The organism is Spirillospora sp. NPDC029432 (assembly GCF_040703975.1).
Taxonomy (GTDB): Bacteria; Actinomycetota; Actinomycetes; order Streptosporangiales; family Streptosporangiaceae; genus Spirillospora.
Map to the genome: position 1 here is coordinate 204367 of NZ_JBEZWH010000004.1, position 21465 is coordinate 225831.

14 protein-coding genes and 1 riboswitch are annotated in these 21465 nt (G+C 72.4%); of the genes, 5 read left to right on the top strand and 9 right to left on the bottom strand.

The genetic code is table 11. From position 1 onward, the window contains the following. Positions 1–51: 51 nt before the first annotated feature. The 3 genes from AB0881_RS04795 to AB0881_RS04805 form a co-directional block, all read right to left on the bottom strand. Entirely contained in the window at positions 52–420 is a 369-nt protein-coding gene (locus tag AB0881_RS04795) for a hypothetical protein (RefSeq protein ID WP_366614238.1), read from the bottom strand. Continuing rightward, entirely contained in the window at positions 417–4550 is a 4134-nt protein-coding gene (locus AB0881_RS04800) for an SseB family protein (RefSeq protein ID WP_366614240.1), read from the bottom strand. The genes AB0881_RS04795 and AB0881_RS04800 overlap by 4 nt, the downstream gene beginning before the upstream one ends. A gap of 179 nt (positions 4551–4729) precedes the next feature. Next, positions 4730–6076: an aminotransferase class V-fold PLP-dependent enzyme gene (locus AB0881_RS04805; RefSeq protein ID WP_366614242.1), complete on the bottom strand. Its 1347-nt coding sequence runs from the start codon at positions 6074–6076 to the stop codon at positions 4730–4732. Between the two features lie 60 nt (positions 6077–6136). Further along, positions 6137–6251: riboswitch (SAM riboswitch) on the bottom strand. 50 nt (positions 6252–6301) lie between these two features. Here AB0881_RS04805 and AB0881_RS04810 point away from each other — a divergent pair. Further along, complete coding sequence (locus AB0881_RS04810) at positions 6302–6694, top strand: hypothetical protein (protein WP_366614243.1); 393 nt, start codon at positions 6302–6304, stop codon at positions 6692–6694. 86 nt (positions 6695–6780) lie between these two features. Here the strand turns inward: AB0881_RS04810 and AB0881_RS04815 are convergent, their stop codons facing one another. Both AB0881_RS04815 and AB0881_RS04820 read right to left on the bottom strand, forming a co-directional pair. Then, complete coding sequence (locus AB0881_RS04815; protein ID WP_366614244.1) at positions 6781–9735, bottom strand: transglycosylase domain-containing protein; 2955 nt, start codon at positions 9733–9735, stop codon at positions 6781–6783. Between the two features lie 399 nt (positions 9736–10134). Continuing rightward, positions 10135–11310: an FKBP-type peptidyl-prolyl cis-trans isomerase gene (locus AB0881_RS04820; RefSeq protein ID WP_366614245.1), complete on the bottom strand. Its 1176-nt coding sequence runs from the start codon at positions 11308–11310 to the stop codon at positions 10135–10137. 418 nt (positions 11311–11728) lie between these two features. Here AB0881_RS04820 and AB0881_RS04825 point away from each other — a divergent pair, with 418 nt between their 5' ends. Both AB0881_RS04825 and AB0881_RS04830 read left to right on the top strand, forming a co-directional pair. After that, a complete protein-coding gene (locus AB0881_RS04825; protein ID WP_366614247.1) occupies positions 11729–12280 on the top strand; it encodes an HXXEE domain-containing protein in 552 nt (183 codons plus the stop codon). Between the two features lie 159 nt (positions 12281–12439). Continuing rightward, positions 12440–13834 (top strand): cytochrome, encoded by a 1395-nt coding sequence (locus AB0881_RS04830; RefSeq protein WP_366614248.1) that lies wholly within the window; start codon positions 12440–12442, stop codon positions 13832–13834. Between the two features lie 89 nt (positions 13835–13923). Here AB0881_RS04830 and AB0881_RS04835 read toward each other — a convergent pair whose 3' ends face one another. Next, entirely contained in the window at positions 13924–15681 is a 1758-nt protein-coding gene (locus AB0881_RS04835; RefSeq protein ID WP_366614250.1) for a hypothetical protein, read from the bottom strand. 198 nt (positions 15682–15879) lie between these two features. Beyond that, positions 15880–17067: an alpha/beta hydrolase gene (locus AB0881_RS04840; RefSeq protein WP_366614251.1), complete on the bottom strand. Its 1188-nt coding sequence runs from the start codon at positions 17065–17067 to the stop codon at positions 15880–15882. Between the two features lie 283 nt (positions 17068–17350). On the opposite strand from AB0881_RS04840, the gene AB0881_RS04845 reads away from it, so the two are divergent. Beyond that, positions 17351–18457: a histidine kinase gene (locus AB0881_RS04845; RefSeq protein ID WP_366614252.1), complete on the top strand. Its 1107-nt coding sequence runs from the start codon at positions 17351–17353 to the stop codon at positions 18455–18457. Beyond that, positions 18445–19107 (top strand): response regulator transcription factor, encoded by a 663-nt coding sequence (locus tag AB0881_RS04850; protein ID WP_366614253.1) that lies wholly within the window; start codon positions 18445–18447, stop codon positions 19105–19107. The genes AB0881_RS04845 and AB0881_RS04850 overlap by 13 nt, the downstream gene beginning before the upstream one ends. A 194-nt stretch (positions 19108–19301) precedes the next feature. Here the strand turns inward: AB0881_RS04850 and AB0881_RS04855 are convergent, their stop codons facing one another. After that, positions 19302–20174, bottom strand: a complete 873-nt coding sequence (locus tag AB0881_RS04855; RefSeq protein WP_366614255.1) for a cytochrome c biogenesis CcdA family protein — start codon at positions 20172–20174, stop codon at positions 19302–19304. Continuing rightward, the gene (locus AB0881_RS04860) at positions 20171–20833 is read right to left on the bottom strand and encodes a thioredoxin domain-containing protein (RefSeq protein WP_366614257.1); all 663 of its coding nucleotides are present in this window, start codon (positions 20831–20833) and stop codon (positions 20171–20173) included. The genes AB0881_RS04855 and AB0881_RS04860 overlap by 4 nt, the downstream gene beginning before the upstream one ends. Positions 20834–21465 lie beyond the last annotated feature (632 nt).

Sequence of the window (21465 nt, forward strand, 5' to 3'; positions counted from 1 at the left end):
CGAACACGGATCTGTGGGGCAAAGCAACCCCATCGGCAGGATCCTACGTGATCATATGAAGCGTTCCTGCAGATCTTCGATCTCGGTTCGCGGGGCCCAGGTCTGCCAGACTCCCTGGTCGATGCGGTCGAGGCCGAGGCGTTCGGCGACCGGGGCGCGGCCGCCGGTGTACTCGACGCGCAGCCAGCCTTCGTGCTCGCCCACGATGGCGAACGGCTCGCCGCGCCAGGTGCACGTCGTACGGATGTAGCGGAGGTTCTCCACCTCGGACGCGGGGACGATGCGCCGGAAGCGGTCCGGGCGCAGTTCCTCGAAGCCGTCGGTCGGCTCCGGCGTGTACAGCCGGATCTCGCCGTCGGCCCCGGGGGACGCCTCGAAATCGCGGCCGAGCCAGCGCGCCACGTAGCCGTCCCGGATCACTTCGCGACCTCCTGACCGTCCCAGTCGTCCTGCCGTCCGGTTCCGGACTCGGGGCGCAGCCAGGCGAGCCGGTCCGGGTCGTACATCGCCACGAAGTGCTCGGTGCCGTCGAGGGCGAGGTAGTACATCTCGGCGCCGAACGGGAGCCGGACGCTGTCGACCTTGTACTCCCGGATCGAGCCGGCGCTGCCCGGCGCGAAGCCGCTGCCGTGGAACGGCGCGCGCTCGATCACCCAGCCGGACTCGCCCCAGGCGGCCAGCTCCTCCTCGGTCTGGCCGCCGAACGGCACGCGGTAGAGGCTCGGGCAGTACGCGGGCCAGCGGATCACGTGCACGCCCTCGTCGCCGGGCTGGAACGGCGCGTCCTCGTACAGCAGGCCGAGGGTCTCGTACAGCTGGATCGGCGTCTGCAGTTCGGCGACGTCGGACGTCGGGTGCACGAAGCCGCCGACGCGGTCGTAGCCCTGCTCCAGGTACCAGGCGACGTGGTGGTGCGCGATCACCTTCTGCATGATCGTGGGCTGCGGGACCCGGTCGCCGTCGGGTTCGGGCAGCGGCGCGACCGGTTCCGGGCGGCCGGGCGGGCGCATGTGCCGGAGCGGCTCGGCCGGATCGGCGGACTCGGGCCGGGTCTCCGGCTCGGGCTCCGGTTCCGGGTGCGGTTCCGTCGCGGGAGCGGGCCGGTCGGTCCGCGGCGGGACCGGCGGGAGGTCGGTGACCGTCGCGTCGGGTGCCGGTGCCGGTGCCGGGCTGTGGGACGGGGGCGGTGTCGGCACCTCGGGGCGCGGCTGCACCAGCCCGACCCGGACGGCCCACTCGCTGAGCGCCAGCACCTGGTCGCCGCGCAGCGAGGCGCCGATGCGGGTGCCGGGGTTGAGCAGCATCGCCCAGTCGCGGTGCGGCCAGGAGCCGATGAGCTCGCGGAAGTCCGCGTACACGAACCGCGACTCCGGCAGTACCTCGCGGAGCCGAACGAGCGAGGTGAAGACCTGCACGGCGTGCTCGCCGCGCAGCGCCGCCTCCCAGCGGAACTCGCGCTGGACCGGGGTGACCTCCAGCGGCGCGTCCTCCGGGATGGGCACCAGGACGTTCGCCGCGAGCAGCACGCGCAGGAACGCGTCGGAGTCGCCGGCGAGCGCCGCCTCGTACAGCTCCTGGTCGATCCGGTTGCCGGGCTCGAACTCGGCCTCGGCGGGACGTTCCGGCGCGGGCTCGGGCGCTGGTTCGGGGGCCGGTGCGGCGGGCTCCTCGGCGCGGATCGGCTCCGTGGGCGTCGGCGGCGCGGCCGGTGCGGCCGGAGCCGCGGGCTCGGCGGGCTCGACGGGCTCGGTACGGGCCGTGCCGGCGAGCGACCGGACCTGCTCGCCCGGCATGGTGGCGTCGATCGGCGTGCCGGGGTTGAGGACCAGCGTCCACTCGGCGTCCGGCCAGGCGGCCGCCATCTCCTGGAGGCTGGGCATGACGAACCGCGACGATCCGATCGCCTCGTTCATCCACTTCAGCGACGTGAACAGCTGGATCGCGACGGTGCCCTGCACCGGGACGGGGCGCCACGGGAACTCGGGGTCGTCGGGGGCGATGCCCCACGGCGTCTCCTGCTCGGCCGGAACGAGGACCTGGGAGCCCAGCAGGATCTGCGCGAACGCGTCGGTGTCGCGGCGCAGCGCCGCCTCGAACAGGCGCTGCTCGACGTCGTTCTGCGGCTCGAAGCCGTCCGACATCCGGCGGGCGGCGCGCTGGTCGGCCCAGACGGCCAGGCCGGGCAGCTGCTCGGCCAGGATCGTGCCGCCCGCGGGCGAACCGGAGTTGATCGCCAGCGCGCGGCCGTCGCCCGGCCAGTAGCGCAGTACCACGGTGAACGGCAGCTTGATGAAGTCGTTCCCGGCACCGGTGCCGGCGGTGCCAGCGGTGCCAGCGGCCTCGACCAGGCGTTCCGGCGAGGTGAACACCGGGATCACCGTGGTGCCGTCCACCTCCCGGGTCTGCCACGGGAAGCCGGGCCGGCCGGGACGCAGCGTGTAGTCCATCTCCTCGGGGACCGGCAGCAGCACCTCGGCGTCGGCCAGCGACTGGAGGAAGAGGTCGTGGTCGTTGTTGGCGGCGGCGCGCAGGAGGGCGCGCTCGACGTCGTTCGCCGGCTGGAACTCGGGGCGGCGCTCCTCCTTGCGGGGCAGCTCCTTGTGCTGGTCGTGGAGCTCCTCCCACTGCGCCGGCTCGTCCGGTACGGCCGGGTTGTCCAGGCGCGTGACGTCGGCGTTGGGCGGTGTCGAGGTGTCGGCTCCGAGCGCCGCGGCGACCCCGCCCTCGGGCAGCTGCGAGTCGCCGTCGGCCGGCGGGCGCGGCGCGACCGGCACGTCGGTGTCGGGCTGCGCCTGCGCCGATGCCGCGTGCTTGCCGGGGCGTGCGTCGGGCGGCGCGGACGGCAGCGGCATGCCGCGCGTGGCGTCCGCGGCGTCCGGCGGCGGCCCGTCCGGGGCACCCGGCACGGCGGGCAGGTCGCTCACGGTCACCGAGGGATCGCCATCGCCCGCCCCGCTCCCCGCGGGGACGCCCGGAGTGGCTGGCTCTTGCGCGTTCACGGACGCCTGCGGACCACCCGGCTCACGGCCGCCGACGTGCGGCGGCGTCTCCTGTACGGGCTGCGGTCCCGTGGACGTCGGGCCCTGGAAGTCCGCGGGGACCTGCGGGCCGCTGGGGACGTTTGGGGGCGTTTCTTGCGCGGGTTGCGGTCCCGTGGATGCCGGTCCTTGGAGGTCTGCGGGGACCTGCGGGCTGCCGGTGCCATGCCCGGGGACGTGCGGGGGCGTCCCCTGAACGGGCTGCGCTCCCGTGGACGCTGACCCTGGAAGGTCGGCGGGCGCCTGTGGGCCGCCGGGGACGTTCGGGGGCGTCCCTTGGACGGGCTGCGGTCCGGTGGACGCTGCCCCTTGGAGGTCTGCGGGGACCTGCTGGCCGCCGGGGACGTGCGGCGGCGTCTCCTGTACGGGTTGCGGTCCCGTGGACGTCGGGCCCTGGAAGTCCGCGGGCGCCTGCGGGCTGCCGGGGACGTTCGGCGGTGTTTCTTGCGCGGGTTGCGGTCCCGTGGATGCCGGTCCTTGGAGATCGGCGGGGACCTGCGGGCCGCCGACGCCATGCCCGGGGACGTTCGGGGGCGTCCCCTGTACGGGGGACGGGCCCGTGGGCGCTGGGCCCTGGAGGTCGGCGGGCGGGAGGCCCTGGTGGTGCGCGGGCGGCTGGTGCGGGTCGCCGGGCGGGGTGGGGTTCGGGATCGCGGGCGCCTCGTGCGCATGCTGCGGTGCGGCGTACGGCGGGGTGCCCGGAGCGAGCGGCTCGGCGTTGGGGGGCGCGTCCTGGTACGAGTGCGCGCCGCCGGGTGCGGGCGCCTCATGCTGATGCTGAGGCGCGCCTGGGGGCACGGAGCCCGTGGCGTCCGGCGCCGGTTGCGGCGGTCCGGCGGGCAGCGGGCCGGTGACGTTAGGCGGCGGTTCTGGGGCACTGGTGGGGAGCGCACCCATCGCGTTCGGCGACGACTGCGGAGGGCCGGCGGGGAGCGGGCCCGTGGAGTTCGCGAGCGGTTGGTGCGGCCCGTCCCCGTACGCCGGGGCCTGGGGCTGCGGGTGCGTGGAAACGGGCGGCAGAGCGCCGTGGTCCGGCGTGTCGGGGGTGCGGCGGCCGGCCCGCGGGGGGCGGGCGTCGCCGTCCGCGACCTGCCTGACGAACCAGGCCGGCAGGCGCGCCTCGATCGGCAGCACGGCGCCGTCGGTGCCGGGCATGGGCACGTCGACGGCCAGCCACCACCGGGCGTCCGGCCAGGTCTCGGCCAGGTCGGTGAACCTGAGCCGCAGGTAGTGCCGGTACGCCGGGCCGAGGCAGTCGCGCATCGCGGCCGCCGAGGTGTAGGCCAGCACGTGCGTGCGGCCGTCCTCCTCCTGGACCGGCCAGCTCGGCCGCGCCTGGTCGGCGAGGACGTCGTCGGCCTGGGCGGGCGGTACGGGGATCACCAGCTCGCTGCCGGCGAGGAGGCGGAAGTACGCCTCCTGGTCTCCGCTCCGCACCGTCTCCTGCAGCCGGCGCTCGAGTTCCGACGTGGGTCGCCACGCGTCGGCCACGGTCGCCACCCCCTGTTTCATCCCGTGCCGCCTTCATCCCGGGTCCGCCGGGAAACCCGGCGGAGCCCATCCTGCCCGTCCCGGGCCCGGCGACCGGGCTCTTGACTTGCAAGTTACGGACCCGCCTACGCTACATGGGCGTACAGGGCCAAAGTGCCCCCACCGGCGGCCCGTCCACGAGGGGCACGGGATCGCGGCCCCTACCCGGCCCGCCGCTCGCCCGCCGTCGCGGCCAGCCGCCGGAGCGCGTCCAGCAGCCGGTCGACGTGCTCGTCCTCCGTCCCGACGCCGAAGCTCGCGCGCACCGCCGACTCCGCCGCCCGTCCGGCGCCGCCGAGCAGGTGCCGGACGAAGGGGTGCGCACAGAACTTGCCGTCCCGGACGCCGATGCCATAGGTCCCCGACAGGGTAAGGGCAGCGTCCCGCGCGTTCCAGCCGTCCACGACGAACGACAGGATTCCCACCCGGGGGACACCCTCGCCCCAGAGGGTGAGTTCGCGCACTCCGGGGATGCCGGCGACGCCTTCGCGCAGCCTGGCCAGCAGCCGCTCCTCGTGCCGGACGAGCGCGTCCCAGCCGGTTCCGGCCAGCGTCTCGCAGGCGGCGGCGACGGCCAGCGCGCCCAGCACGTTCGGGGTCCCGGCCTCGTGCCGCTGCTGCGCGTCGGCGGACCAGCGCGTCGCGTCGCCGCGTCCGGTGACCGACGCGCTCGCGCCGCCGCCCTTGAGGTACGGGTCCGCCGCGCGCAGCCAGTCGGACCGGCCGGCGAGCACGCCCGCCCCGAACGGCGCGTACAGCTTGTGCCCGGAGAACGCGACGTAGTCCAGGCCCAGCGCGCCCATGTCCAGCGGCCGGTGCGGGACGAGCTGCGCGGCGTCGACGGCGATGCGGGCGCCGTGCGCGCGGGCGGTCGCGGCCAGCTCGGCGATCGGCCAGATCTCGCCGGTGACGTTGGACGCGGCGGTGACGACCAGCAGCCGCGGCCCGGCCGGCGCCTCGCGGATCGCGCGGTCCGCGGCGGCGACGGCCTCCAGCGGGCTCGCGGGGGCGGGCAGCCGTACGGCGCGCTTCCACGGCAGCAGGGACGCGTGGTGCTCGGTCTCGAAGACGACGACGGTGGTGCCGGGCGGCGCGGCGTGCGCGAGGAGGTTCATCGCGTCGGTGGTGTTGCGGGTGAACACGACCGCGTCGCGCTTCCACGCGCCCAGGAAGCCGCGTACGGTCTCGCGCGCGTTCTCGTACGCCTCGGTGGTGACCTGCGAGGCGTACCCGGCGCCGCGGTGCACGCTGCTGTAGTACGGCAACGCGCGCGTGACGGCTTCCTGCACCGACTCCAGACAGGGCGCGCTCGCGGCGTAGTCGAAGTTGGCGTACGCGACGCTGCCGCCGCCGTCGAGCGGGACGGAGGCGTCCGCGCCGATCACGCGCGGAAGATCGCGCGGGGCGGTAGCGTCGGCGTTCCGCCGCGGCCGTACGGGCGCGGCCGCCGATGCGGCGACGGGCGCGGGACGGGTGGTGGTGAGCGTTGCGGTACCGGCGGGAGACATGCGGTGGCCCTCCTCGGGGATCCAGGGATCCCGTGCGGCCGGTGGCCGGCAGGAAGGCGGGATCCGCGCTTGCCGGAACGCGGTCGCGCCCGGCCAGGTCCTCACCCGGGGCACCCCATCGCGGACGAAGGGTTGCCGGCCAGCAAGCCGGGGCTTGACGCTGGCGCTCATGACCTAGTGCGGAATCATATGCCAAGACCGACGGGGACGAAATGGGAGGGTGCGATGCGACACGGGGCCGTCCGGGCGGTTCGGGTGCTCGCCGGGGGTGTGCTGGTGCTCGGCGCCTCCGGGCTGCTGACCGGCTGCGGGCTGCTGGGCGGGGACAACACCGACCAGATCTGCGCCGACACCAAGAAGGCGTTCCAGCAGTACATGACGCAGGTGCGGAGCGTCTCGGCGGCCGAGCCCGGGCAGTGGAGGCAGCCGACCGAGCAGCTGGCCGGCCGCGTCGACGGGCTGGCGGGCAAGGCCGAGGACGCCGCGCTGAAGAAGGCGCTGAAGGCCGAGGCGGACGGCCTGCGCAAGGCCGCCGCCGGCATCGGGACGGGCGACGCCGCCCAGCTGAACGGCGTGATGACCGGGACGCCGCAGCGCATCGGCAAGGCCTGCTCCTGACGCCGGGCCGCTGAAGAAGGGGAAGGGCCCGGCGATCACGCCGGGCCCTTCCCCTTTCCCTTCTCGCCTCCGTCACGGCCGGCGGCTCAGCCGTTGCCTCCGCCTCCGCCTCCGCCGTTGCCGCCACCGCCGTTGCCGGGCGGATCATCGTCGCCTCCGCCGCCGCCCGGATCGCCGGGCCCGGGGTCGTCCGGGTCCGGCGGCAGCGGGATCTCCGGCTCGTCGGGCCCGTCCCCGGGTGGCGGGTCGCTGGGCGTCTCCGGCCGGTCGGAGTCCGGCGGCCGCTGCGGCCCTGGCCGCGTCGGCGTCGCGTCCCCCGTCTGGCCCGGCTGGCGTCCGGCGTAGCCGCCCGGAGTGGACGACGGCGACCCGAACGACTCCGGCGACAGGTTCTCGATGTTGACCGCCTGCGACATGAAGCCGCGCCACATCTGCGCCGGGAGCTGCCCGCCGTACGAGCCGTACCCGGGGATGTTCAGCGGCTTGCCGTCGCTGCGGAACATCGCCACCGTCGTCGCCATCTGCGGGATGAACCCGTTGAACCAGATCGCGCGGCCCTCGTCGGTCGTACCGGTCTTGCCGGCCACGTCGCGGCCGTCGGGCAGCTGCGCGCCCGTACCGGTGCCGGCGCGGACCACCTGCGACATCGCGTACGAGGCGTCCCGCGCCACCTGTGGGCTGAAGACGCGCTCGCCCTTCTCGCTGAACTTCCGGGTGTGGTCCTCGCCGTCGGTGACCTGCTTCACCACGTACGGCTCGTGGTAGATCCCCTCGGACGCGAACGTCGCGTACACGCCCGCCTGCTGGATCGGGTGCGCCGACACGACGCCCAGCGGGAACGTGACCGCCGTGTTGGCGCCGTTGGCCGTGAGCTGCTTCTTGGTGTAGCCGAGCTTCTCGGCCATCGCCGACACCTTGTCGAGGCCGATCTTCTGGCCGATGTTGACGTAGGCGGTGTTGACCGAGTTCTGCGTGGCGCCGACCAGGTTGACGTAGCCGTAGCTGCGGCCGCCGTCGTTGGGCACCCGCGCGCCGTTGTAGTACTGCGGCGACGAGCCGTCCACGGTGTCGTACAGCTTCATGCCGTCGTCGAGCGCGGCGGCCAGCACGATCGGCTTGAACCCTGACCCGGCCTGCGCCCAGTCGCCGAACGTACTGCTCAGCGCCTCCTTGAGGTAGTCGCGGCCGCCGTAGAAGGCCACCACCTCCCCGGACTTGGGATCGACCGACACCATCCCGGTACGGATCTTCTTGCTCATCCCGGCCGGGACGCTGGAGGTGACCGCCTCCTTGGCCGCGTCCATCAACCGCTTGTCGAACGTCGTGGTGATCTTCAGCCCGCTGCGGTTGATCTCGTCCTCGCTGTAGCCGCGGCGCTCGATCAGCTCCTTCTTGGCCACATTGACCATGTAGCCCTTCTGGCCCTTGAGGACATCGGTGATCTTCTGCTTGGCGGGCAGCGGGAACGCCATCTTCGACGCCTCGGCCTGGGTGATCGCGCCGTTCTCGACCATGTTGCCGACCACCGACCGCCACCGCTGCTCGACGTACGCGCGGTTGTCGCTGCTCGGCTCGGCGAAGTTGCTCGGCTGCTGGATCGCGGCCGCCAGGTAGGCGCCCTGCGCCGGGGTCAGCTGGCTGACGTCCTGGCCGTAGTACGCCCGCGCGGCGGCCTGGACGCCGTACGCGTCGCGGCCGAAGTAGATCGTGTTGAGGTACTGCTCCAGGATCCAGTCCTTGGGCTTCTCCCGGCCGACCTTCAGGGAGACCATGATCTCCTTGAGCTTGCGGGTGACCGAGCGCTCCTTGCCGATGCCGCCGTAGTAGTTGCGGACCATCTGCTGGGTGATCGTCGAGCCGCCCTGCAGCTGCTCACCGGTGGCCGTGGACCAGAACGCCCGCATCGTGCCGCGTACGGAGACGCCCGGGTCCTCGTAGAAGCTCTTGTTCTCGGCGGCGATCACCGCCTCCCGGACGCCCTCCGGGATCTGCTTGATCGGCACCGCGTCCCGGTTGACACCGGTCTTGGCGATCACCGTCTTGCCGTCGGCGTAGTAGAACGTCGGCCCCTGCGCGACGGCCTCCTCCTGCGGCGAGGGGACCGGGGTGAAGAGGTACGCCACCCCGAACCCGACCACGCAGAACCCGATGAACCCGAGCAGGACGAACAGCGCCCGCCGCGCGTACCGGGCGGGCCGGCTTCGCTCCTTCTTCACCTTGCCCTTGCCCTTGCCGTTGGACGACTTCCCGCCGCCACCTGTCTTGGCGGCCGGGGGAGCGGGGGGAGTAGGGGGTGTGGGGGTAGCGGGCGAGCCGGAGGCCGCCGCGGGGGTGGCTGCCGCCGCTGCGGCGGCCGCTGTTGCCGCGTCCGCCGGGAGCGCGGCGGTGTCGCCGGCCTTGTCGGGTTCGGCGGCAGGGGTGTCGTCGTCGGGGAGGATCGCTTCGGAACGGGTCGTTTCGGAGGCGCTCTCGGAGGGGGCGCTCTCGGAGGGAGCTGCCTCAGGGGGGATGGTCTCGGAGGGGACGGTTCGGGCGGCGACGGTCTCGGAGGGGGATTCAGAGGGAGAGGAGGCGGGCGCGGCCTCGGCGTCCGCCGTCCCGGTGTCTGCGGGCTCGGCGTCCGCCGCTGCGGTGCTGGTGGGCTCGGCCCGTCCGGCGTCGGCGCTCACGTCCTCCGCGCCGCCGCCGGGCTCGGCGCCTGCCCCCTCGATGTCCGCTGTCTCGATGTCCGCTGTCTCGATGTCCGCTGTCTCGATGTCCGCTGTCTCGGTGTCTGCGGGCTCGGTGTCGGCGGGCTCGGGGGTCGCTGGCGGGGCGTCTTCGACCTCGACGTCTTCGACCTTGACGTCCTCGCCCTCGACGCCTTCGACCTCGACGTTCTCGTTCTCGGCGTCGCCGGCGTTCTCGGGGAGGCCGCTGCCTGCGGCGGCCGTGTCGCCGGGCTCGGCGCCTTCGGGCTCAATGCCGCCGGCCTCGGCGTTCTCCGTCCGGGGCGTTTCGTCGTCGGTTTCGCTGGCGCTCGGGACGCCGTTCTCGTTCATGTTCGCGGCGCTGCTGTCATTCTCGGATTGATGGGATTTGTCGGAATCTGGGGTGGTTTCATTTGGCGGGGGCGGCGCATCGCCGGTCTCGGCCGCGGATCCGGCCTCCCGTGGCCCGTCGGGCGCGCGGCCCTCCGGGTCGTCGTCGCTACTGCTCACATGCCCCCCGTGATTGTTCCGTGACCGACGATACCCGAGGGGTTCGATGGTTTCGGCGGGTCAATGCACACTCCCATGGCTCCCCATTAGAAGGACGAACTGGACGCCCGAACGGTTGTCGTCATCGATATCGCGAAGTGAACGGTTCGCGTGCCGGAATGCCGAACGGCGGGCCATCCCGATGGATGCCCCGCCGTCCGGGCCGCGCGCGGCGGTCGCGCGTACGCCGTCAGTGACCGGTCACTTGGGCATGGTGCCGAGGATGTCCACCACGAAGACGGTGTAGTCGTCGCCCTTGATCCCGGCCTGCGGGTTGCCCTCCTTGCCGTACCCGTCCTTGGGCGGCAGGATCAGCATCACCCGGCTGCCGATCTTCTTGCCCTGCAGACCCTTGAAGAAACCGGTCATCCCCTCGGTGGAGTTGAGCGGGAACGGCGTGGGCCCGGAGTTCCAGTTCGAGTCGAACTCCTTGCCGTTGCGCCAGAGCAGGCCCTTGTACTTGACGATCGCGGTGTCGTCCTTGGTGGTCTCCGGGCCGGTGCCCTCGATCAGGGTCTCGACCCGCATCTTCTCCGGCGGGTCGGCCTTCGGCATGGTGACCTTCGGGCCCTTGCCGGGCTCCACCGCGCCGACCTGCGGGAGGTCCTTGCCTTCCGGCTTCTTCTCGGTGCCCTGGGCCTGCGCGTTCTTGGAGTAGTTGGCCAGGACGTCGACGACGAAGACGATCGAGTCGTTCGGGCCGAGGCCGATCTGCTGGCCCTTGTCGCCGAAGCCCTCCTTCGGCGGGATCTCCACGACCAGCCGGCTGCCGGTGGCCGCCCCGACCAGCGCCTTGTCCAGGCCCTTGAGGTCGGTCTTGCCGACGGTCATCGGCACCGCCTGCTGGCCGGCCGGCTGCTGGTAGGACGAGTTGATCGGGGACTCGGCGCCCCCGTCCTTCTTGGCCTTGGGACTCTCGCTGGGCTCGGCGCTCGGGCTGGCGCTGGACTGGTCGCCGGCCGGGGGCATCTTGTAGAAGGCGAACTTCACCATCGCGGTGTCGCCGTTGGCGACCTTCGGGCCCTTGCCCCTGATCGTGGTGTGCACTTCGAGCTTGCCGGTGGGCTCAAGGTCCTCCGGGAAGGTGACCTTGGGTGCCTGGCCGAGCGCCCCCGTGGCCGTCGGAACGGGCCGGGGCCGGGTCAGGTAGTACGTGGTGCCCCCGGCGATCGCCAGCACGGCGACCACCGTCAGCGCGATCGCGATCCGCCGCTGCTTCTTGGCCTGCGCGGCGGTCTTGCCCGAGGGGCGCGGACCGCGGCTGCGACTGCCACCGCTGATCCCGTGCGGCTTGAACTCCGGGCTGCGGATGTTCTTGGCGGCCGGGAGCTTGGCCTTGACCGCGCGCTCACCCCGGGGCTTGTCATCCTCGGACATGTTTCCTCACTCGCTCCGGGCTCGACGACACCACGAAAAGTCACACCCTGCCACTGCGGACCTAAGGAGGCTGTGAAAAACAGGGCAAAGAAGACCGGCCCCTGAAATCTACCGGTCCAGCGGCGCCCACCGGCAAGCCAGTGTGGACGACCCGGCCCGTCCTGTCACCCCGCCCCGCCCCGCACCAGCGCCTCCGGCCCCAGAGACCCGATGATCGTCCGCCTGCCCGCCCGCCCGTCCGTCCGGCGTCTGCCCGTCCGTCTGCCTGGCCGTCCGGCGTCCGTCCGCCCGGCGTCCGGACCTTCGGCGACTGGGCATCCGGCCCCCGGTCGTTCGGCGAGCAGGACCGGCTCTCCCGAGGCGGCTGCGGCTGCCCGCCGCCCCGGAGTTACCGGCCGGTACTGGCACAATCGCGATCATGAGCGATGTCGACCGCCGCGTCACCTATGGCCTGCTCGCCGCCTGGGCCGTCCATGACGCCGAAGAAGTGATCATGGTGCCGCGCTGGGTCCGCGCTCGAGTGCCCGAGCTCCGGGAACGCTTCCCGCAGGTCCCCGCGCCGGTCTGGCGGCGGCTGGAGTCGATCGGCGGGGGCGAGTTCGCCATCGCCGTCTCGGGGATGGGCCTCCTGGTCGCCGCTGCCGCCGCCGACGGCCACCGCACCGGCGGACGCTCGGCCGCGTACCAGAGCGTCCTGCTCGCCTTCGGGCTGCACGGGGTCGGGCACCTCGTCCAGTCCGCCGCCGTCCGCGGCTACACCCCCGGCGCCGCCACCTCGCCACTGATCGTCATCCCGTTCTCGCTGTGGGCCCGCGGCAGGCTGCGGCGGGCCGGTGTGCTGCGGCCCGCACGGCCGTACGACGCCGTCGCGGGCGTCGCCTTCACCGCCGCCGCACTGGGCGCGACCCACGGGCTCGCGCGATGGCTGACGCGCAGGCGCCGCAGCGACCTGTCCGTCCAGGGCGGATAGGGAGAGGAGGTGGGCGTCGAGGCCGCGGCGGCGCTTGATGATCTTGGGCAATTCCTAACATCCATAGGCGATCTCTCCTAAGGTTCCACCCTGGAACGGATCGTGCACGTGCACCGTCCACGGCGCAGGAACGCCGCTCCGCCCCGACAGCGAGGAGTGATGATCATGCGCCTGGCCGGCGCCGGCTCGACCGAGCCGTCCCTGGAGTCCCTGGCGGCCGAGCCCATGCTCACCAGGGAGTTCGAGACCGCGCCCGCCGACTTCTACCGGCGGCTGCGGGAGGAGTACGGCCCGGTCGCGCCCGTCGATCTGCTCGGCGTTCCCGTCTGGCTCGTCGTGGGCTACCCGCAGTCGCTGGAGATCCTCCGGGACCGGCAGGGGCAGTGGAACAAGAACACCGCCTCCTGGCGGGCCTGGGCCGACGGGAAGGTCCCCGCCGACTGGCCGGTACGGGCTGCGTTCGCCAACGACTGCGTCCTCATGCAGGACGGCTGGCACGCCGACCGCCTGCGCAACGCCTGGGCCACCGGGCTCAAACCGTTCCAGAACCGCACCTCCCCGCAGGCCCGCCGGCTCGAGAAGGAGATCACCGGCTATGCCGACGAGCTGATCACGCTGCTGGCGGAGGGCACCAGCCGGACGGGGCACGCCGACCTCGCCGCCCAGTACGCCCGGCCGCTGCCGCTGATGGTCCTCAACCGCCTGGTCGGCTTCGACGACGGCCGGGGCGACGACCTCCTCATGGATCTGTGGCGGATCGTCGACGCGGGTCCGGACTCGGCCGAGGCGATGGTCCGGATCCATGCCGCGCTGGAGGAGACGATCACGTCCCGGCAGGCGAATCCGGGCGAGGACCTCACCTCGTACATGATCGCCGCCGATCCCACGCTGACCGTCGAGGAGCTGTGCAAGGAGCTGACGCTGGCGGTCGCCATGCTCAGCGACTTCTGCGGCACGCTCATCGCCAGCACCATCGCGGAGGTGATCGCCGGGGATCCCGCCGCCCGCGACAGCCTCTCGGCCGGGATGCTCCAGGAGACCGTCAACCGCGTCTCGATGGCGAACCCGCCGGAGGCGAACCTCTCCTTCCGCTTCGCGCGCTCCGACGTGCGGATGGGGCGGTACACCATCGCGTCCGGCGACGCGGTGTGCGTCTCCGTCGCCGCCGCGCACACCGACCCGATCTTCACCGACAACCTGAACGCCGACTCCGTCACCAGCTCCCGCGCCCACCTGGCCTGGAGCACCGGCCCGCACGGCTGTATGGGCCGCGAGCTGGCCACCACCCTCACCACTATCGCCATCGGCCGCCTCTTCGACCGCTTCTCCGGGCTGCGCCTGGCCCTGCCCACCGATCAGCTCCCGTGGCGCTCCTCTCCGTTCATGCGCGGCCTGCGCTCCCTGCCGGTGGAGTACGAGCTGGCCGGTCCTCCGCCCCCGCCCCGTACCGCCGCCCCGGCCGACTCTCCGGCCGAGCCCGCCCTCGACCCTCGGCCCCAGCAACCCGGCCGCCTCCGCCGCATTCTCCGTAACCTCCGAAAAGAACAACTCTGACCAGTTGTGCCGGTGTGTTCCGCCCGGGTGAAGTTGTGCCGTGCCGTGCCCGGCTGTGTCGGGGCGGGTAGGGCGGGAACAGAACGGGCTTACTGGCGCCGCAGGGCGCGGGTGAGTCCGGCGGCGATGGTGGTGGCCAGGATCCAGCCGAGGGCCACGAGGCAGTAGGTGACGGCCTGCTGCCAGCCGTTCGGGGACAGGTACGCCTTGCGCTGGCCGAAATCGATGATCGGCACCATCAGGTCGATCGTGTAGACGAACGCGCTGAACGCCGGGGCCCGGTTGGGGTCCACCGCGCGAGGGGGCGACGCCTGGAAGAGGACCGTGCCGACAATGACCAGCGCGGCGAGCCAGGCCGCGGCCCGGACGGGCTTGTAGCCGTAGCCGATGACGGCGTCCTGCAGATGGCCCCACAGCCTGGCCGGGCGCGGCAGCCCGGAACGGCGGCGGCGCTCCTTGGCCAGCAGGACCTCGCGGGCGAACGCGTCGTGCCCCATCGCCCGGTACGTCCTCGCGAGCTGCTCGTACGGCTGGGGGCGGAAACCGGAGGGTTCGAGGGCGAGCAGGCCGAGGCCGTTCCGTACGTTCCCGGCCGGCGCGATCGCGTTGTACGCGAGCCCGTCCAGCCGCAGTTCGGCGGGCAGCGCCTCCGGGGAGTAGTTGAACAGGCCAAGTTCGGCGTAGCGCAGATCGACGCGGCCGTTCACCGGCCGCGCGAGCAGCAGGATCAGCTCGCGGGCGGTCACGTACCAGCAGCCGAGGCTCAGCCCGCCGCCGTCGTCCAGGATCGCGCCGCGGAAGTCGAGCGGCCCGGTGATGCGCGCGCCGGAGAGCCGGATCTCGCCCTCCGTGGTGAAGCCCATGCGGCAGTACATCCCGTCGGCCGTGATCCCGCTGGCGTGGACGGCCACGCCGCCCGGATTCCTGATGTCGGCCGTGTCGAGGTTGACCGGGCCGCTGACCTGGGCGTTGAGGAGCCGTATCCCGCCTTCGGTACGGAGCCGGGCCAGCCGCAGCTCGCCCCGCACGACGAGCCGGTCGGCGGCCAGGGCGTGGTCGCCGCGGCGCCGGATCCGCGCGCCCTCCAGGCACAGGCGGCCCTGGACCTCCGCGCCTTCGAGGTTGACCTCCCCCTTCGCGTCGAACGTTCCCTGGCCGAGCAGGTCGCCGCCGACCGTGACCCGGGCGAGGTTGAGCGCGCAGTCGTCGCCGTTCCCGAGCCGCGCGTCGTCGAAGTGGATCGTGTCGCCGATCGTCGCTCCGGGCAGCCGCACCTCCCCATGGGCCTGGAAGCCGTTCTTGCACAGCATGTCGGCGTCCAGCCGCAACATGTCCGCCTCGAACGCCGGCGCGGTCGACCGCGACCGGCCGCCGCGCAGTCGCGCCCCGTTCATAAACAATGCACCCGCCACATGCGCGGCGATCATCCGTACGGACCTGTCGATCCTGGTTTCCTCCAGCAGCAGATGCCCGTCGATCTCGGCCGTCGACAGCCGCAGCCCGCCGGGTAGATGCGAGCCGGTCAGGTCGATCTCGCGGCAGCGGACGCCGTGCAGGTCCAGCTTGGAGTCGAAGTAGCAGGACCGCAGGCTCAGCGGATGCACGACGGTCGCGAACCTCAGGTCCAGCCGCCCGGTGACCCGCGCGCCGGCGAGCCGTACCGCGGGCACCCCGCCGTCGTGCGCGGCCGGCGTTCCGGTCAGCAGATCCCGGATCACCTCGGCCCGGATCACGCGCTCGGGTCCCCAGCTCGCCCCGTGCTCGGCGTTCTCGGCGCCGAGAACGAGCCGGCGGCCCTCCAGGAACGCCTCCCGCAGCCTTCGCTCCTGCCGCGTCAGATTTCGCATCCGCCTCAGGATGCGTTTCCGTGGCCCATTCCGTCTGTGGCATCAGACGCACTCCGATGGTTGGTCTCGCTGTTTCCGTGGCCGTGTCGTGCGGGTGTGTCGAGGGACGGGTGATCGTCGTCGGGTTATCGGTGGGTTCGGTTTCCATGGGTGTGTGGTGTGCGTGGATCGACGGTGTGAATGCTGGTCATACGGTTGTCAATGGGCCTCGTTCTTCTGTAGGCGTGTGCTGTGAATGGCTTGCGGGGCGACGGTGGTCGTCTGGTCGCCGCCCAGCTCGGTGGTCTGCGACCGTGTGCCGCGTACCCGCGCGGTGAACGTCTCGATCGCATGGATGACCGCCTCGAAACGGAGTGAGTGGAAGAGGTCGAAGGAGTGCTGCGCTCCGGGCAGCTCCAGGTAGGCGACCGGCTGGGCGGAGGCGTCGCGGAGCCGGTCCGCGAAGAGGCGGGCGCTCTCTACCGGGACCATCGAGTCGCGGTCACCGTGCGCGAGGAAGAACGGCGGCGCGTCTCTGTGGATATGGGCCATGGGTGAGGAGTGTTCGTCGAGACCGTAGTAATTGCCGTAGTAGCCGTAGAGGCATATGGCGCCGGATACAGAAGTGTCCGCGTCATCGAAGCCGGGCTGGAGAGCGGGCTCGTTCGGGGTCAGGGCGGCGATGGAGGCCATGTGGGCCCCGGCGGAGCCGCCCGCCACGAACACGGTGGCGGGGTCGGCGCCGTACGCGTGGCCGTGCTCCCGCACCCAGGCGATCGCCTTTTTCGCGTCGACGAGATGGTCGGTGAACGTCGCGGACGGGCGCAGGCGGTAGTTCGCGCTGACGCACACCCATCCTTGGCTCGCGAGCCGGTGGAGAAGGGAGCGGGCTTCGCGGTTCTTACGCCCGCTGTAATAGCCGCCTCCATGCCAGTAGACGAGCGTTGGAGCATTGGCCGGGTGGGAGCGGTGCCGGTAGACGTCCAGGAGATTGCGGTCGCCGGCGTCCCCGTAGCGGATGTTCGCGACGCGCTCGACACCGCGGCGCCGCATGTAGAGCCCCCCGGCCAGATGGCGCGCGATCGACAAGGGCGGCTTCTCGCCCGCGTACCGCTCGACCAGTGCCCTGGCTTGGAGACCCCGCCGGAGGAAGACGACGAGCATCGCCACCGTGAGGGTGACGAGAGCGAACGCCGTCCAGCCGACCGGACCGGCGAGGTCGTCCTGGGCGACGGCTATGAGCGTGGAGGCGGTCAGCCAGTAGAGGGGGAGAAGCGGCAGCTCGATGCTCACCAAGCCGAGCCTGAGCGCCATCACGCCGAGGAAGCCCTGGAAACGCAGTGGTGTCAAGGGAACGAAGACCAAAGCGGCGGCGAGCGCCGCGGTGATCAGGTATCCGATGGGCATGCGTACTCCTGAAGCGTCATGGCCGGAGAAAAGGTGAACACCACGGGCGTCGCCGACGAGCGAGAGACGGCTCGGCGCGGTCGCGGGACGCCCGGCGGACCCGGCGGAGAGGGGCGGAGGAGCCGCTGTGGACGCGGGCTTCGTTTCATGCCACGGAGTGTGACCGCCGAGGCATGGCGGGCACATGGGCCGCGCGGCTGGATCGACCCCGACCGAGGTCGGGGTCGACACCGACTTTGGTAGGTGCCGGAGCGGCGGGGCGCGAGGTTAGCCTGCGCCGGTGATGAACGATCGCAGACATGCGGCCCTCGCCGTCCTCGCCGTGATGGGGGTGCTGATCGGGCTGACGCTCTGGAGTCCTCCAGACGGGCGGCTGCTCGCTCTCGACCTCGCGGTCGCCGTGGGCGGGTGGCTGCTGTCTCCGCTCCTGCTCTGGCGCCCCGTCTCTGGGGCGCTCGGCCTGACCGTGCTGGCCGCGCTGTCACCCGCCGCGACGCCGCCGGCGACGCTGGGCGCCCTGCAGGTCGCGCAGCGCCGCGACTTTCCCGTCGCGGCCGCGATCGCCGCGGCCGGGATCGCGGCCCACGCGATCCGGGGGCTGTGGCGGCCGAGCGACGGGATCAGCTTCGGCTGGTGGCTGTTCCTGACCGTCGTTGGGTACGGGGCCCTCTGGGGATGGGGCGCGATGGCGCGGGCGCGGCGCGCGCTTCTCGAATCCCTGCGGGAACGGGCGCGCCGGGCCGAGGCGGAGCAGGGGCGGCGGGTGGCCGAGGCGCGGATGCTCGAACGGAGACGCATCGCCGGCGAGATGCACGACGTCCTCGCACACCGGCTCTCCCTGCTGGCCACGTACGCGGGCGCGCTCGAGTACCGGCCGGACGCCCCGCCCGAGCAGCTGGCCCGCGCGGCGGGCGTGGTCCGCGCAGGTGTGCACCAGGCCCTGGACGAACTTCGCGACGTGATCCTCATCCTGCGAGAGGAGGAGGACGCCGACGAACGGCCCCAGCCCGTGCTGACCGATCTTCGCTGGCTGGTCGATGAGTCCCGGGACGCCGGTACGGAAGTGCGGGTGCGCGACGAGGTGGCCGATCCGTCGGCGCTCCCGGACGCGACGGGCCGTACCGCCTACCGGGTGATCCAGGAGGCGCTGACCAACGCCCGCAAGCACGCGGCGGGCTTGCCGGTCGACATCGTGATCACGGGCGGCCCCGGCGACAGGCTGGAGGTCGAGGTCAGCAACCGCCTGCGGCACGGGCCGCCCCTCGTCCAGGGAGCGGGCACCGGACTGGTGGGTTTGACCGAACGGGTCCGGCTGGCCGGCGGGAGCCTCGACCATGCGGCGGAGGCGGGCGAGTTCCGGCTGCACGCGTCGCTACCATGGCCGTCGTGACCCGTCCCCTTCGCGTGCTCGTCGTGGACGACGACGCCCTCGTACGGGCCGGGCTGACCATGATGCTCGACGGAGCCCACGGCATCTCGGTCGCGGGCGACGCCGCTGACGGCGACGAGGTTCCCGCGGCGGCCGACGCCCACGCGCCCGACGTGGTGCTCATGGACCTGCGGATGCCGCGCGTGGACGGCATCACCGCGACCCGCCGGCTGCGGAGCCGCCCCAACCCTCCCGAGATCATCGTCCTGACCACGTTCGACGCCGACGAGAACATCCTGCGGGCCCTGCGCGCGGGGGCCAGCGGGTTCCTCCTGAAGGACACCCCGCCAGAGGAGATCGTCCGGGCGATCCACCGGGTCGCGTCGGGAGACCCGATGCTGTCACCACGGATCACCCGCAGGCTCATGGACCGCGCCGCCGACCAGGCAGGCGCGTACCAGCGGGCCCGTGACGCCCTCGCCGTCCTCAGCCCGCGCGAGCACGAGGTCGTCCTCGCGGTCGCGCGAGGCCGCAGCAACGCAGAGATCGCAACGGACCTCTTCATGAGCCTGGCCACGGTCAAAGGCCACGTCTCCACGATCCTGGACAAGCTGCACCTCGACAACCGAACCCAGATCGCCTTACTCGCCCACGACGCCGAACTGGACTAGCGCCACCCGCACCCGCCTCCAGCCGCACCCTTCCCCGGTCTCACTCGCCTCCGGACTCACTCGGCACGGGGTACGCGCCCTCGGTTTCGTTCGCCCGGCACCGCGTAGCGTCCGCCTCTCGAATCCAGGCATGCACCGGCGGGACCCGAAGTTTCGCCCCTGCCACCCAAGGCGGGCGGCAGGGGCGGTTGGGGCTAGAGCGGAGTCGAGGATTGTTCCTGGTGGTCAGGGCGCGGGTCGTGCGTGGACTTCAAGGAGCGTACGAGCAGGGTGGTGCCCACGACCGCGGCGACTGCTGCGAGAGCTCCCAGGAGAACGCCGTCGGGTACGGCCCCGCCGACCCGGGAGATCCACTCCTCGGCGGCGAACTCGGCGTCCGGGCCGAGCAGTCCGGGAAGCGCCGAGGTGCCGTCGAAGAGCAGGAAGACCGTTCCGAGGACGATGAAGAACAGCCCGCCGACCAGCGACGTCGAGTGGGTACGGAACCGTCCCAGCCGGACCGGCCGTCCCCGCAGCCAGCGGCGGTGCCCCAGGTCGAACCGGTCCCACAGCAGCGCCAGCATGAAGAGCGGTACCGCCATGCCCAAGGCGTACACGGCGAGCAGGGACGCGCCGTAGACGGGGTCTCCGCCGACCGCCGAGACGGTGAGGATGCCGCCGAGCAGCGGTCCGGCGCAGAAGCCGGACAGCCCGTAGACGGCGCCCAGGAGTGCGACCGACAGGTTCGAGCCCGTCCGGCCGCGGCGCCCGGCGAGCCGCTGGAGGCGGGGCGAGCCGAAGCCCAGGCCGGCGATCTGCGCCACGCCGAACGCGATGATCGTCCAGCCGCCGAGGCCGATGAGCAGGTCCCGATGCCCGTACAGCAGCCGGCCGGCGAACGCGCCGGTGGCGCCCAGCGGGACGAGCGTCGCGCATAGGCCCAGGTAGAAGACCGCCGTTCGGCCGACGAGCCGGGTCCGTTCGGTGAACGAGTAGGCGAAGAACGCCGGGAGCAGCAGGGCGCTGCACGGACTGAGCAGCGTGAGGACGCCGCCGAGGAGCGCCGCGAGGTAGCCGATGCCGTTCATCGTCCCCGGGCCTCCTCGATGGCCTGCGCGAAGACCGTGAACGGCTGCGCGCCCAGTATCGGCCGGCCGTTGATCAGGAACGCCGGGGTGCTGGCGGCCCCGACCTGGTAGCCCTCGACCTGGTCGTTCACGACGGCGTCCGCGGCCTCGCCGCTCTTCATGTCCGCGCGGAACCGCCCCAGGTCCGGGACACCGGCCTCGCGGGCCCAGGTGAGCAGGTGCTCGTCCGCGAAGTCGCCGGAGTTGCGGCGGCGGGGCTCGGCGTACAGCCGGTCGTGGAACGGCCAGAACCGCCCCTGCCGTGCCGCGGCGTACGCCGCCTGGGCCGCGGACTCGGACTCGTCCCCGAAGATCGGGAAGTTGCGCCACTCGATCCGGAGAACGCCGGTGTCCACATACTTCCGTACCAGCTCAGGCTTGGTCTCGCGGGCGAACCTGCCGCAGAACGGGCATTGGAAGTCGCTGTACTCGATCATGACGACCGGGGCGTCCGCGCGGCCCAGGGCGAACGGATCACCCTCCTTGCGACGGGCCAGGTCAGGGCCGCTGGGTGAAGGGGACGCCGAGGGCGACGCGGGAGCGGAGGTGCGCTGGTCGGAACGGTCACGGCCGCCTCCGAGCGCGGCGAGGCCGAGCAGAAGCGCGAGGACCAGCAGCACGGCGCCGATGACGATCGGACGGCGCCGTCCGGACGTTCTCGCACGGGAGTTCGTAGGGGACGCGGGCATATTGAGGTACCTCTCTGCGAAAGAAACGGGATCGGACTCGGACAGGGCAGCCGATCGCGCACACCAGTCCCACCAGCCACGAGCAGCACGGCGTCGTCCACCAAGCACCGGACACCAGGCCACAGGCGCCAGCCATCGGGTGCCGGACGTCGGACAGCAGCCGTCAGCCGCCAGAACCAGCCCTAGCCACCAGCCCTCTGCCTTCAGCCGCCAGCCGTTCGGCGCAGGCTCGGACGCCAGCCGTCAGCCGTCAGCCGATTGGCGTTAGACCCCAGGCGTGGACATCAGCTGGTCAGCACCAGCCGCCAGCCGCCAGGCGTGGCCGTCAGGTAGTGGCGCCAACCCCGCTAGCTGTCGGGGAGCAACCGCCTTCCGCCATGGCGATAGGCGCCAAGCGCCAGCCACTAGGCGTCAGTGCAGAACGCGGACGCCCCGTGGTGGCGCCAACCCCGCCGGCTGTCAGGGAGCAACCGCCTTCTGCTAGCAGGCGTCAGCCGCCAGCCGCCAGGAGTGGGCGCGGACGTCAGGTACTGGGCCCTAACCCGTTCGCTGTCGGCGGCCAA